Annotated in this window: 12 protein-coding genes; 7 read left to right on the forward strand and 5 right to left on the reverse strand. The window is 73.0% G+C overall.

From position 1 onward, the window contains the following. Positions 1–151 precede the first annotated feature (151 nt). From ACZ518_RS01765 to ACZ518_RS01785, 5 genes are all read left to right on the forward strand, one after another. Positions 152–1090 carry a coiled-coil domain-containing protein gene (locus tag ACZ518_RS01765; protein ID WP_007266614.1) on the forward strand — a complete coding sequence of 313 codons (939 nt, stop codon included), beginning with the start codon at positions 152–154 and terminating at the stop codon, positions 1088–1090. A gap of 113 nt (positions 1091–1203) precedes the next feature. Then, on the forward strand, positions 1204–2187 hold the full coding sequence (locus ACZ518_RS01770; RefSeq protein WP_469111059.1) for an ABC transporter ATP-binding protein: 984 nt from the start codon (positions 1204–1206) through the stop codon (positions 2185–2187). After that, positions 2180–2959 (forward strand): ABC transporter permease, encoded by a 780-nt coding sequence (locus tag ACZ518_RS01775; RefSeq protein WP_469111060.1) that lies wholly within the window; start codon positions 2180–2182, stop codon positions 2957–2959. Before ACZ518_RS01770 ends, ACZ518_RS01775 begins: the two co-directional genes overlap by 8 nt. Before the next feature lie 188 nt (positions 2960–3147). Further along, entirely contained in the window at positions 3148–4272 is a 1125-nt protein-coding gene (locus tag ACZ518_RS01780; RefSeq protein ID WP_469111061.1) for an ABC transporter ATP-binding protein, read from the forward strand. Further along, positions 4269–5123, forward strand: a complete 855-nt coding sequence (locus tag ACZ518_RS01785; protein WP_469111062.1) for an ABC transporter permease — start codon at positions 4269–4271, stop codon at positions 5121–5123. Before ACZ518_RS01780 ends, ACZ518_RS01785 begins: the two co-directional genes overlap by 4 nt. A gap of 12 nt (positions 5124–5135) precedes the next feature. Here the strand turns inward: ACZ518_RS01785 and ACZ518_RS01790 are convergent, their stop codons facing one another. After that, positions 5136–5462 carry an ATP/GTP-binding protein gene (locus ACZ518_RS01790; protein ID WP_469111063.1) on the reverse strand — a complete coding sequence of 109 codons (327 nt, stop codon included), beginning with the start codon at positions 5460–5462 and terminating at the stop codon, positions 5136–5138. A 248-nt stretch (positions 5463–5710) separates the two neighbouring features. Here ACZ518_RS01790 and ACZ518_RS01795 point away from each other — a divergent pair, with 248 nt between their 5' ends. Then, on the forward strand, positions 5711–6742 hold the full coding sequence (locus ACZ518_RS01795) for an LLM class flavin-dependent oxidoreductase (RefSeq protein ID WP_469111660.1): 1032 nt from the start codon (positions 5711–5713) through the stop codon (positions 6740–6742). A gap of 81 nt (positions 6743–6823) precedes the next feature. On the opposite strand, the gene ACZ518_RS01800 is transcribed toward ACZ518_RS01795, so the two are convergent. Beyond that, positions 6824–7216: an SCO5389 family protein gene (locus tag ACZ518_RS01800; RefSeq protein WP_007266607.1), complete on the reverse strand. Its 393-nt coding sequence runs from the start codon at positions 7214–7216 to the stop codon at positions 6824–6826. 220 nt (positions 7217–7436) lie between these two features. Here ACZ518_RS01800 and nucS point away from each other — a divergent pair, with 220 nt between their 5' ends. Beyond that, positions 7437–8108, forward strand: a complete 672-nt coding sequence (nucS, locus tag ACZ518_RS01805; RefSeq protein WP_469111064.1) for an endonuclease NucS — start codon at positions 7437–7439, stop codon at positions 8106–8108. A gap of 681 nt (positions 8109–8789) precedes the next feature. Here nucS and ACZ518_RS01810 read toward each other — a convergent pair. The 3 genes from ACZ518_RS01810 to ACZ518_RS01820 form a co-directional block, all read right to left on the reverse strand. Further along, on the reverse strand, positions 8790–11273 hold the full coding sequence (locus tag ACZ518_RS01810; protein WP_469111065.1) for an ATP-binding protein: 2484 nt from the start codon (positions 11271–11273) through the stop codon (positions 8790–8792). Positions 11274–11442: 169 nt separating this feature from the next. After that, complete coding sequence (locus ACZ518_RS01815; RefSeq protein ID WP_469111066.1) at positions 11443–12084, reverse strand: LysE family translocator; 642 nt, start codon at positions 12082–12084, stop codon at positions 11443–11445. A 70-nt stretch (positions 12085–12154) separates the two neighbouring features. Next, complete coding sequence (locus ACZ518_RS01820) at positions 12155–12478, reverse strand: STAS domain-containing protein (protein WP_266573917.1); 324 nt, start codon at positions 12476–12478, stop codon at positions 12155–12157. Between the last annotated feature and the right edge of the window lie 124 nt (positions 12479–12602).

The raw sequence follows: 12602 nt of genomic DNA on the forward strand, positions 1-12602 counted from the left end.
GAGTGACAATCATTCCGTCGCCTTGCCACTCAAAAGGGGTGTCATTGTCCAGGGCAAACCCGGATTGACTCGATGACACGCCGCCCTGGCGCCTAGGATTCCCCTTAACACCTCACGTAGCACCTCATCGGTCTCATTCGACAGGAACCCCATGAGCGACACTTCCTCCCCCTTCGGCTTCGAGCTCGTGCGGCGTGGTTACGACCGCGGTCAGGTGGACGACCGCATTACCAAGCTGGTCTCCGACCGCGACAGCGCCCTAGGACGTATCAACTCTCTGGAAAAGCGGATCGAGGAGCTGCACCTCGAAACGCAGAACGCCCAGGCCCAGGTGAGCGACGCCGAGCCGTCGTACGCCGGTCTCGGCGCCCGGGTCGAGAAGATCCTGCGGCTGGCCGAGGAGGAGGCGAAGGACCTGCGCGAGGAGGCCCGTCGCGCGGCCGAGCAGCACCGCGAGCTGGCCGAGTCGGCGGCCCAGCAGGTGCGCAACGACGCCGAGTCGTTCGCGGCGGACCGGAAGTCGAACGCGGAGGACGAGGGCGTCCGCATCGTCGAGAAGGCAAAGGGCGACGCGGCCGCCCTGCGCGCCGAGGCCCAGAAGGACGCGGCCTCCAAGCGCGAGGAGGCCGACGCCCTGTTCGAGGAGACCCGCGCCAAGGCCGCCCAGGCCGCCGCGGACTTCGAGACCAACCTGGCCAAGCGTCGCGAGCAGTCGGAGCGCGACCTGGCCTCGCGTCAGCAGAAGGCCGAGAAGCGCCTGGCGGAGATCGAGCACCGGGCCGAGCAGCTGCGCCTGGAGGCCGAGAAGCTGCGTACGGACGCCGAGCGCCGGGCCCGCCAGACGGTGGAGACCGCGCAGCGCCAGGCCGAGGACATCGTGGCCGACGCCAACGCCAAGGCCGACCGCATCCGCAGCGAGTCCGAGCGCGAGCTGGCGGCGCTGACCAACCGCCGCGACTCCATCAACGCGCAGCTGACCAACGTCCGCGAGATGCTGGCGACGCTGACGGGCGCGGCCGTGGCGGCCGCCGGCTCCCCGATCGACGACGAGCCGGTCACCCGGGGCGTCCCGGCGCAGCAGAGCCGCTAGTACGCCCGCGCGTACGCCGCCGTCTACCTGCTGGTAGCGAAACCGGCACATCAGGGGCCGTATGTCACCTTTTTGAGGTGGCGTACGGCCCCTGGCCGTTCTAGCGTGGCCGCATGATCGAGCTTGAGGGCCTTACGAAACGATTCGGCGCGAAGACCGCCGTGGACCACCTCAGCTTCCAGGTCAGACCGGGGGTGGTGACCGGCTTCCTCGGCCCCAACGGGGCGGGGAAGTCCACGACCATGCGCATGATGCTCGACCTCGACCGCCCGTCGGGCGGCACGGTCCGGATCGACGGGAAGCACTACCGGGACCTGCCGGAACCGCTGAAGCACATCGGGGCGCTGCTGGACGCGAAAGCCATGCACGGCGGTCGCAGTGCGTACAACAACCTTCTCTGCCTGGCCCAGTCGAACCGGATCCCGGAACGACGGGTGGCCGAGGTGCTGGACCTGGTCGGCCTGACGGCCGTGGCCAAGAAGAAGTCGAAAGGATTTTCGCTCGGAATGGGCCAGCGGCTGGGAATCGCCGCTGCGTTGCTGGGTGATCCGGAGATCCTGATGTTCGACGAACCCGTCAATGGTCTTGATCCCGAGGGAATTCTCTGGATCCGCAATCTTATGAAGGGGCTGGCCTCGGAAGGGAGAACGATCTTCGTCTCCTCCCACTTGATGAGTGAAATGGCGTTGACCGCAGACCATTTGATCGTCATCGGCCGGGGAAAGCTCCTTGCCGACATGTCCATGTCCGATTTCATCCGGCAGAACTCCCGCAGCTACGTACGGTTGCGCTCGCCGCAGCAGGAACGGCTCAAGGACGTGCTGCACCAGGCCGGCATCAACGCGGTCAACGTGCCCGCCACCGGCACCCTGGAGATCGACGGCGTCGAACCCGAGCGGCTCGGCGAACTCGCGGCACAGCACCAGATCGTGCTGCACGAACTCAGCCCGCAACGGGCTTCACTCGAGGAAGCGTTCATGCGCATGACGGCGGACTCCGTCGAATACCACGCCCACGCCCCCGGCGCGGCCGTGCCCCCGCCCGCCGGCCCCGCGTGGGGAGCGGGCTTCGACGCCACCCGCAAGGGCGGTGAGTGACGTGGCCTACTCCGCCGTCCTCCGCTCCGAGTGGACCAAGATCCGCACCGTCGCCTCCACCAGCTGGACCCTGGCCACCACGCTGCTGGTCACCGTCGCCATGGGCGCCGGGCTGTGCGCCGTGGTCAACGCGACCTTCGACGACATGCCGAAGGCCTCGCAGGTCACCTTCGACGCCACGCAGATGAGCTTCTCCGGGATGATGCTGGGCCAGCTGGCGATGCTGGTGTTCGGCGCGATGGTGGTGGGCAGCGAGTACGGGACCGGCATGGTCCGCACCTCCCTCGCGGCCGTGCCCCGCCGCGGCACCCTGCTGCTGGGCAAGGTCACCGTGGCCACCGGCCTTGCTCTGGTCGTCGGCCTGGCCACCGGCTTCCTGTCCTTCTTCCTCGGCCAGGCCCTCCTCGGCGACCACAGCACGGCCATCGGCGAGGAGAACGTCCTGCGCGCGGTGATCGGCGTCGGCCTGTACCTGGCACTGCTCGCCGCCTTCGCCATCGGGGTCTCGATGGTCCTGCGGAACTCGGCCGCCGCGATCTCGCTTCTGATCACCTTCGTCCTGATCCTGCCGATCGTCCTCAGCCTGGTCGACGCCACCCGCAAGATCGCCGACTACCTGCCCAACATGGCGGGATCCGCGATCATGCAGACCGTCGCCTCCTCGGACACCGACACGCCCTACGGGCCCTGGGGCGGCCTCGGGATCATGGCCCTGTGGTCGCTGGCCGCCGTGGCCGCCGGCTACCTCACCCTTGCGAAGCGGGACGCCTGACGCCTGACGCACACCCCGTGACGTGGGACGTCCTTCTCGCGACGGACGTCCCGCGTACTACGGGACATCCCCGGGTCGGATCTCAGGGGCAGCTCAGGGATCCGCCCCGGGAGGGAACCGCAGGAGCCCCGATATCCTCTTAAGGCGTACGCGGGCGAAAGCCGTCCCGGCTGGCAAGGGGCACAAGGATGATCGAGGCAGTCGGCCTGACCAAGCGCTTCGGCGCCAAGACCGCTGTCGACCAGCTGTCCTTCCAGGTCAAGCCGGGCCACGTGACCGGCTTCCTGGGACCCAACGGCTCCGGCAAGTCCACCACCATGCGCATGGTCCTCGGGCTGGACCGGCCCACCTCGGGCCGCGTCACGATCAACGGCCTCCCCTTCCGGGAGCTGCCGAACGCACAGCGGCACGTCGGCGCCCTGCTCGACGCCAAGGCCATGCACGGCGGCCGCAGGGCCCGTACGCACCTGCTGTCCATCGCCCAGCTCTCCGGGATCCCCGAGAAGCGCGTGGACGAGGTCCTCGGCGTGGTCGGCCTGCAGGACGCCGCCCGCCAGCGCACGAAGGGCTTCTCCCTCGGCATGGGCCAGCGCCTCGGCATCGCGGCCGCCCTGCTCGGCGACCCGCAGGTGCTGCTCTTCGACGAGCCGGTCAACGGCCTCGACCCCGAGGGCATCCTCTGGGTCCGCAACCTCATGCGGAAGCTGGCCGCCGAGGGCCGGACCGTCTTCGTCTCCTCGCACCTGATGAGCGAGATGGCACTGACCGCCGACCACCTGATCGTGATCGGCCGGGGCCGGCTGCTGGCCGACATGAGCACCCAGGACTTCATCACGCACAACTCGGCCGGATTCGCGCGGGTGCGCGCCGCCGCCGGGCCCGCGGCCGACGGCTCCGGCGGCCGGACCTCGCTCGCCGCCGCCCTGACGCGGGCGGGCGGCCGGGTCCTCCAGGAGCCCGACGGGGCGCTGCGGGTGACCGGGCTGGAACTGCCCCGCATCAGCGACCTCGCGCACGAGGCCGGCGTACGGCTGTGGGAGCTCTCCCCGCACCGGGCCTCGCTGGAGGAGGCGTACATGCGGATGACCCACTCCTCCGTCGAGTACACCTCCACCGAGGACCCCCGCGCCGAGCTGTGGGAGCCCGAGCCGCTGACCGTCCCGGAGTGGGAGGAGGAGACGGCCGTCCCGGCCGAGACGGCGGCGAGCTTCTTCGTTCCCCCGCCGCCCGGATCCGGGCGCCCCTTCCTGATGCCGGGCAGCGCGGCCGAGCTGGCCCGCGGCTCCGAGAACACCCCCGAGGACCCCCGATGACCCCCACCCCCGCCGGCCCGCCCGCGGCGAGCGCGGAGCGGCCGCAGGCGTACAGCTCGCCGCTGCCCACGCCCCGGCCGCACCTGGGGCACGCCATCGCCTCGGAGTGGACGAAGCTGACCTCCGTGCGCTCCACCCTGTGGACGCTCGGCTCCCTCGTGGCGCTGGTCGTCGGCGTCGGCATGATCGCCGTGCTCCAGACCTCGTCCGCCGACTACCAGTACCTCCCGTTCACCGGCCCCGCCCTCTTCGGGCTGATGGCCGGCCAGGTGTCCGTGATCGTGCTGGGCGTGCTGACGATCTCCTCCGAGTTCGGCACCGGCCTGATCCGCACCACCTTCACCGCCGCCCCGGAGCGGCTGCGGGTGCTCACCGCGAAGTACCTGGTCTTCGGGACGTCCTCGTTCCTCGTCACCCTGGGCTCGGTGCTGTTCGTCGGCCTGTGGGCCGCGATCCTGCACAACGGGCCGGCCGCCGGGGTGCACGGCCTGAGCGACTGGACGGGCGCGGTGGCCGGCTCCTTCTACGTGACCCTGCTGGGCGTCCTCGCGCTCGCGGTCGGGGCGCTCGTACGGCACTCCGCGGGCGGGATCGCGGTCATGCTCGGCGTGGTCACGATGCCCCCGGTGCTCGGGGCGATACTGACCTCCTGGCCGGTCACCTCGGGGCTCGGGGGGCTGGTGCTCCGCTACAACGCCCCGGTGGGCCTGGTCCAGCTGTTCGGGCTGCAGGGCGTCGACATGGAGGGCCGGTCGGCCCCCAGCGCCGTGGTCCAGCTCGTACTGCTGGTCGTGGTGGCCGCGGCCGCGGTCATCGCCTCGTACGCGGTGGTCCGACGCCGCGACGTCTGACGGCCACAGGCCCTAGTACCTGGGCGCGTTGCGGGACCGCTGCACCTTGGAGGTGCGGCGGTCCTTCGCGTTCCAGCAGGCCTTGTGCCAGTGCCGGCGGTCGTCGACACCGCCGTACTCGGGCCACGCCACCAGGTGCGGGGTGCCCGACGGGATCTCCTGGTCGCAGCCCGGGCAGCGGTAGCGCTTGCCCGCCGCGCTGGCCCCCGCCACGTGCCGGACCTTCCAGTCCTCGCCCAGGTACTCCTCGGTGCGCTCCAGACCGAACCGGTCAAGGCCGGTGCCGGGTCGTTCGTCCGGAGTCTCGCCGCCCTTGGGGCGGTTGTGGCGCGGTGACACGTATACCTCACGAAGGGGCGGCCGACAGTGACTTTCTCCCAGACTACGCGCAGCGAGCCGGGGTACCCGCAGGGTGGCGGGAGGAGGCAGGCCCTCCGGAGAGAGCTGGCCCGACAATCTCAATAACTTTCCTGTCAGGCCGTGCCTTTGGCACGTGTCAGACGTTGTTGCCAGCAGACGTCGATGCCGTCGACGGGTCGGTCCGCCTGGGGGAGGCCGCGTCAGCCGCGAGGAGGCTAAGGGCGATGATGCGCGTAGGAGCGTTTGTACTGGCGGCCCAGTTCCCGGGTCAGGGACAGGGCGAGGCACTGCACCGGGCGGTGCGGACCGCCGAGGTGGCCGAGGAGTCCGGGCTGGACTCGGTCTGGCTCGCCGAGCACCACTTCGTGCCGTACGGGGTCTGCCCGTCGGCGGTGACCCTGGCGGCCCTGCTGCTGGGCCGGACCCGGCGGCTGCGGGTGGGCACGGCGGTCAGCGTGCTGCCGAACACGCACCCGGTGGCCCTCGGCGAGCAGGCGGCCCTGCTGCACGTCACCTCGGGCGGCCGGTTCACCCTGGGGGTGGGGCGCGGCGGGCCGTGGGTGGACCTGGAGGTGTTCGGGGGCGGACTCGAAGCGTACGAGACCGGCTTTCCGGAGGACCTCGACCTGCTGCGGCGCTGGCTGGCGGAGCCCCGGGTGGGGGCGGCCGGCCCTCGGCACTCCTTCCGCGAGGTGGCCGTCGTACCGCGCCCGGCCGACGCCCTGGACGGCGACGGGACGGGGCCGGAAGTGATCGTCGCCTGCACCTCCCCGGCGTCGGTGCGGCTGGCCGCGGAGCGCGGGCTGCCGATGCTGCTGGGCATGCACTGCGGGGACGAGGAGAAGGCCGAGCAGGTCGCGCTGTGGCGGCGGACCGCGCTGGCGCACGGGCACTCGCCGGAGTCCGTACGGGCGGCCGGGCACGTGTCGGCCGGGGTCTGCCAGCTGGCGGACCGCACGGCCGACGCGCGCGAGACCCTGCTGAAGTCGATGCCGGACTGGTTCCGCCAGGGCCTGGACGCCCACGTGACGGTGGACGGACGGCAGCGCTCGATGCGGGACCCGCACGCGTACACGGAACTGCTGTGCTCCCTGCACCCCGTCGGCAGCCCCACCCTGGCGGCGGACCGGCTGGCGCAGACCTCGGAGCGGACGGGCATCACCCGCTTCGCCCTGCTGACGGAGGGGTCGGGTGACCTCGCCGCCACGGAGGACAACGTCCGCCGCCTCGGCTCGGAGCTCCTCCCCCTGCTGGTGTGACCCCGTGAAGGGCCTGGGGCTGCCGCTCCTGTGTCAGTCGCACCTCCCGCGACACGGAGCGGCAGCGGAGTACCGGTCCTGCTAGCAGTCCCGAAGTTCCGGGGACTGGTTGAGCAGCTGGCCGCGGATCGAGGTGAACTTGGCCAGCCGGTCGTCCACCGAGGAATCCAGCGGGAACACGGCCACACGGTGGCAGTTCTGGAACGCCAGGCGCACCCCGAAGTGCCGCTGCAGCGCACCCCGTATCGCGTCACTCGCGAGCGCGCGCAGCAGCTGCCCGCGCGCCTGCTCGTCCGGCGGCGGCGTCTGGTTGTCGGCGAACTCTCCGCCCTCAACCTCCAGCTGGGCCACCAACGAGCTGATCATCTCCCATGCGTAAGGCAGGGAGGTCCGGACGCAGTCGACGAAGGCGGCTTCGTCGACCTCGCCTCGCTCGGCCTGTTCGAGTAGGGCCGGTGAGACGTCGAGCGACATGGGTTCTCCTCTCGTGACCCAGGCAGTTTGGGCTGCATGAGTCCTACGGGCAGGGAGGGAGATCGCGACGCAGTGTGCACGCTCGACAACCTCCCGCTCACCACGGTAGGCGCCCACCGGGTGCCGCACCAGGAGAATGCGCATACAACGCGCCATCGGCGAACGGGGCTTTCAGGGGCGAATCGCGTGGAGGCCCGTCGGTCGAGTAGCGTTGCCGACCATGCGTCTCGTCATTGCCCGCTGCTCCGTCGACTACGCGGGCCGGCTCACCGCCCATCTGCCCTCGGCACCCCGTCTGATCCTCGTGAAGGCCGACGGCAGTGTCTCGATCCACGCGGACGACCGGGCGTACAAACCGCTCAACTGGATGTCGCCTCCGTGCACCCTCAAGGAGGGGAGCGGGGACGAGGCGAACGTCTGGACCGTCGTCAACAAGGCGGGCGAGAAGCTCATCATCACCATGGAGGAAGTCCTCCACGACTCCTCCCACGAGCTGGGCACCGACCCCGGCCTCATCAAGGACGGCGTCGAGGCGCACCTCCAGGAGCTGCTGGCCGACCGCATCGACACGCTGGGTGAGGGCTACACCCTGATCCGGCGCGAGTACATGACGGCGATCGGCCCGGTGGACATCCTGTGCCGGGACTCCTCCGGCGCGACGGTGGCGGTCGAGATCAAGCGGCGCGGCGAGATCGACGGCGTCGAGCAGCTGACCCGGTACCTGGAGCTGCTGAACCGCGACCCGCACCTCGCGCCGGTGCGCGGCGTCTTCGCGGCGCAGGAGATCAAGCCGCAGGCGCGGGTTCTGGCCAATGACCGCGGGATGGACTGCGTGGTCCTCGACTACAACGCCCTCCGCGGCATCGAGGACGACAAGCTCCGCCTGTTTTAGCCCTCTGGACGCGCCCCTCGCGCGCCTCGGCCGCGGGCGGCCCGTCCTCTTTCACGCGCCGCTCGCACGGCTCGGCCGCGGGCGGCCTCCACGGCTTCGCGCCGCTGCGCCGGACCCATTTCCGACGCGCCCCTCGCGCGGTGCGGCGCCGGGGCGCCCTACCGGCTTCGCGCCGCTGCGCCGGACCCATTTCCGACGCACCCCTCGCGCGGTGCGGCGCCGGGGCGCCCTACCGGCTTCGCGCCGCTGCGCCGGACCCATTTCCGACGCGCCCCTCGCGCGGTGCGGCGCCGGGGCGCCTTACCGGCTTCGCGCCGCTGCGCCGGACTCCGTCCGGCGGGTGCGGGGCGGGGGCCCGCTCCTCTTCGCCTTCGTGTGCGGCCCGTCGCCGCCCCGGCCCCCTGAGCTCCGGCTCGGGGGGCCGTTGTCGTGCGGGGCCGCTGCGCGGGGCCGGTCCCCTCCCCGCCCTTCCACCGTTCCCAGGGGCGCTGCCCCTGACCCCGCACGGGCGCTGCGCGCCGTCGCCTCAAACGCCGGCGGGGTCGGGTCATCCAGCCCCGCCGGCGTTTGAGGCGCGGGGGTGCGGGGGCGGAGCCCCCCGCAACGGGTCCGGGCGGAGCCCGGGGAACGGGCGAAGGGCGGGTAGGGGACAGCCCCGCAGGGCCCGCACCCCCCGCCGGGTCAGATAGTCGTCGGGGACTCCGACGCCGTCGGGGACTGGGCCTCCGTCGAGGTCGTCGGGGTGGTCGGGGCCGTCGACGTGCCCGACGGGCTGGTCTCCGGCTTCGGGGACGTCGGGGCCGGGGGCGTGGTGCCCGGCGGGGTGGCCTCCGGCTTCGGGGACGTCGGGGCCGGGGGCGTCGTCGCCGGCGGGGTCGGCTGCGGCTGCTGCGGGCCCGGCGTATGGGCCGGCGGCGGGGTCGTGGGCCGGGGGCCCCCGCCCCGCGTCGGGTCGGCGGCACCGGCCGCCGGCACGTCCGGCTGCGGCGGCGAATCGTTCCCGCTGTTCCCCGGCACCTGCGGCGGGGCCACCGCCGGGGCGTCCGGGGTCGAGGACACGGTCGGGGCCGTCGGCTGCTCCGGGTCGTCCTCCCCCGCCGTCAGCGACAGGCCGACGACCGTACCGAGCGCCACCACCGTCAGCGCCCCGGCGGCGGCCAGCAGCACCGTCTTGCGCCGCTGGACGGATGCGGGCTCCGGACGGCGCACGAACGGCACCGGCGCCGGCGCCGGCTGCGGAACCGTCGGAGCCTGCGGAACCGGCGCGAACGCGTCCGCGTAGACCTGGGACAGGGTCGTCGGCGAACCCGCCGCCTTCCCGATCACCGGGGTCAGCTGCGTGACCGCCTCGGCGCCGGCCGGCTTCACCGCGGCGCCCCCGCCGGACGGCAGGGCCGGGAGGACCGGCGGGGCCTCCAGGCGCAGCGGCGGCGAGACCTTCGCCCCCATCGCCTCCCGGTCCCGGTCGGTGACGAGCGCCAGCGCCCGCCGCCCGGAGACCGTCCCGCGCTTGTCGGCCAGCGCCCCGCGCAGCCCGATCGAGGCCTCCAGCTCCGCCCGCGCCCGGTCCAGGCGCCCCTCGCACAGCGCGAGCACGCCGAGCTCGTGGTGGAAGTACGCCTGCTCCGCGACCTCCCCCGCCTTCCGAGCGGCCTCCGCACCGGAGCGCAGCACCCGCCCCCAGGCCTCCCAGTACGGCGCCGCCGCCAGCGCCGGGGCGGTCGTGCGGGCCAGCAGTACGGCGGCCACCACATCGGCCCCGCCCAGCGCGGCGAGCACCGCGTCGGCCTCCGCCGCGACCCGCTCCGGGGTCACCGAGGCGTGGCCGGTCCACCAGGCGTAGTGCCGGGCGGCGGTACGCGCCTCGTCGGCGGCGCTCTCCCCGTACCCGGCCTCCTCCAGCTGCCGCGCGACCCCCTCCGCGAGCCGGTAGCGCGGCCCCACGGGGGTGATCAGCCCGCAGCCGAGGAGTTCCGCGACGGCGGCGTCGGCGTGCGTCTCACCGACCAGCGCGGGCAGGTGGGCGTGGTGCGGGAGTTCCCCGCCCAGGGCGCAGGCGGTCCGCAGGGCGGCCCGGGCCGACTCGCTGACCCGGGAGGCCAGCAGCTCGGCGGGGGCCGCGGCCTGCGCCAGGGTGGGCAGCGGCACGTGGGAGGGGTCGCGGGGGCGTTCCTCGAAGACCCCGGGCTCCTCGTCCTCGTCGTCGGCGGAGCCGCCGTTGAGCTCGTCGCGCTGCCGCAGCAGCGCGGCGGCCTGTACGAAGCGCAGCGGCAGCCCCTCGGAAGCGAACCGCAGGTCCTCCGCCCAGGCCGTCTCCTCGTCGGTGAGCGGCCTGCCGGTGGCGGCCTCCAGCAGCCGTACGCAGCCGGCCCGGCTGAGTCCGCCGAGGAAGACCTCCTCCAGGTGCGACTCGTCGGAGGGGGCCTTCGTGTCGGGGGTGGCGGCGAGCAGGTAGGCGCATTCCGGGGTGGCGCGCAGCAGTTCGTCGAGGGCGGCGCCGCCGAGCTCCAGGTCGTCGAGGAGCACGATCGCACCGATCTCGGCAACGCCCGCGAGGAGTTGCGTACGGTCGGGGCGCTCGTCCCGGGTGTCGTACACGGTGGCGTACAGGGCGTGGAGCAGTTCGGCGGGCTGCTGCCGCCCGTGGCCGCCGAGCCGGACGACCCCGTCGGGCGCGAGGTCCGCGCAGTCGGCGGCGACCGCGTCGAGGAGGACGGATCGGCCGGATCCGGCGGGGCCGGTCAGCCGTACGGAGCGGCCGCGTCCGAGGAGGCGTACGAGCCGCTCCCGCTCCTCGGCGCGCTCCAGGAGCGGCAGGGCGGGGAGGGGCGGGCCGGGCAGTACGGGCGGGCGCGCGGCGGCGTCCCGGTCGGCGCGGGAGGCGGCGGCGCGCCTGGCGGGGCGGCGGCCGGCCGTTGCGCGGGCTTCGGGCCGCAGGGGCTCGATCTCGCTGCCGTCGACGGGGTTGACGGTGAGGGTGAACTCCCCGGTGGTCAGGGTCACGACGCGGGCGGGGGTCTGCGGCTGCGCGGCGGACGCCGGGGCCGCGGCCTTGGCCGTCACGGTCTTGGCCGTCACGGTCTTGGGGGCCGCCGCCGGTGTTCCGGCCGGCCGGCCCGCCGTGGCCAGTTCGTCCTGGCCGGGCTGCCCCTGTGTACGGTCCATGCCCCTGTCCCCCGATCGCGCCGCGCGCCCCGCCGCCGTCTTCGTCGTGCCCGGCGCCCGCTCACGTCGTTGTCGCCACCGGTCCGGTTTCCGCCCGACCCTAGACCGTGGCCGCGGCCGCCGTCACCGCAGGGGTGCCTTCACCACCGGACCGTTACGGTTCCTTCGATCAATCCTTGCGGCCGGTCACGGCGACGGTGACGCCGAGGCCGATCATGGCGAGCCCGCCCGTGCCGCCGATCATGGAGAGGCGGCGCGGGGATCCCGCGAACCAGTCGCGGGTGGTGGCGGCGGCGAGTCCCCAGAGGCTGTCGAAGACGATCGCGATCAGGTTGAAGACCAGGCCGAGCAGCAGCATCTGGAGCATGACGTGCCCCTGGTCGCGGTCGACGAACTGGGGCAGCACGGCGGCGAAGAAGACGATGGTCTTGGGGTTGGCCACGCCGACCGCGAAGCCCTCTCCGAGGGTCCGCAGGGTGCCGTGGGCCGTGGGGGCCGCTTCGGCGACCGCGGCGTGCAGCGATCCGCGGTTGCGGAAGGCCTTGACGCCCAGGTGGACGAGGTAGGCGGCGCCGGCCAGCTTCAGGGCGGTGAAGACGAGGACGGAGCGTTCGACGACGGCGCCGACGCCGAGCGCCACGGCCACGACGAGTACGTACGCTCCGAGCGTGTTCCCGGCCACCGTGGTCAGCGCGGCCCGCCGGCCCTGGGCGAGCGCCCGTCCGACGACGAAGAGGACGCTGGGGCCGGGGATCACGATCAGCACGAGGGACATGGCGGCGAAGGCCAGCAGTCTGTCGGTGGACACCATGGACCCATGTAAGCGGAGCGCGCCCCGCAGCCGCAGCCCCTTTTCCCCGGGCCCGGCCCCCTGCCCCTCATCACGCCCGGGGCAGGGACTCCGCTTCCAGCCCGCCCTCGATCGCGAGGATGCGGTGCAGCCGGGTCGCGACGAGCAGCCGCTGCATCCGGTCGGGCACCCCGCGCAGGACCAGGCGCCGCCCGGTCCGGCCGGCCCGCCGGTGCGCCCCCATGATCACGCCGAGTCCGGTCGCGTCCCAGGAGTCGAGGCCGGTGAGGTCGAGCACGAGGTCGCCGTGGCCGTCGTCGAGGGCGGTGTGGAGGACCGTACGGGCGTCAGCCGCGCTGCGCACGTCGAGGCGGCCCCCGACGGCCAGTTCGGCGTGGTCGCCCCTGATGTGCATGTCTGCTCCCCGGCTTTACTGCGTACGTGTGGTCCGACGGGTCCGTGGTCGGCAACTCTCACTGCAACTGACTGCCGTGCGGGCGGTGAAGTTGCCGACCGTGAGCGAACCGATACCTAATTCA

This window comes from Streptomyces sp. NPDC033966, assembly GCF_055575955.1.

What these genes read in the sequence shown, in the direction of transcription:
- ACZ518_RS01765 (WP_007266614.1), top strand. Translation starts at nt 152, where the DNA reads ATGAGCGACACTTCCTCCCCCTTCGGCTTCGAGCTCGTGCGGCGTGGT.
- ACZ518_RS01820 (WP_266573917.1), bottom strand. Translation starts at nt 12,478, where the DNA reads ATGCACATCAGGGGCGACCACGCCGAACTGGCCGTCGGGGGCCGCCTC.
- nucS (WP_469111064.1), top strand. Translation starts at nt 7,437, where the DNA reads ATGCGTCTCGTCATTGCCCGCTGCTCCGTCGACTACGCGGGCCGGCTC.
- ACZ518_RS01800 (WP_007266607.1), bottom strand. Translation starts at nt 7,216, where the DNA reads ATGTCGCTCGACGTCTCACCGGCCCTACTCGAACAGGCCGAGCGAGGC.
- ACZ518_RS01795 (WP_469111660.1), top strand. Translation starts at nt 5,711, where the DNA reads ATGCGCGTAGGAGCGTTTGTACTGGCGGCCCAGTTCCCGGGTCAGGGA.
- ACZ518_RS01780 (WP_469111061.1), top strand. Translation starts at nt 3,148, where the DNA reads ATGATCGAGGCAGTCGGCCTGACCAAGCGCTTCGGCGCCAAGACCGCT.
- ACZ518_RS01810 (WP_469111065.1), bottom strand. Translation starts at nt 11,273, where the DNA reads ATGGACCGTACACAGGGGCAGCCCGGCCAGGACGAACTGGCCACGGCG.
- ACZ518_RS01785 (WP_469111062.1), top strand. Translation starts at nt 4,269, where the DNA reads ATGACCCCCACCCCCGCCGGCCCGCCCGCGGCGAGCGCGGAGCGGCCG.
- ACZ518_RS01770 (WP_469111059.1), top strand. Translation starts at nt 1,204, where the DNA reads ATGATCGAGCTTGAGGGCCTTACGAAACGATTCGGCGCGAAGACCGCC.
- ACZ518_RS01815 (WP_469111066.1), bottom strand. Translation starts at nt 12,084, where the DNA reads ATGGTGTCCACCGACAGACTGCTGGCCTTCGCCGCCATGTCCCTCGTG.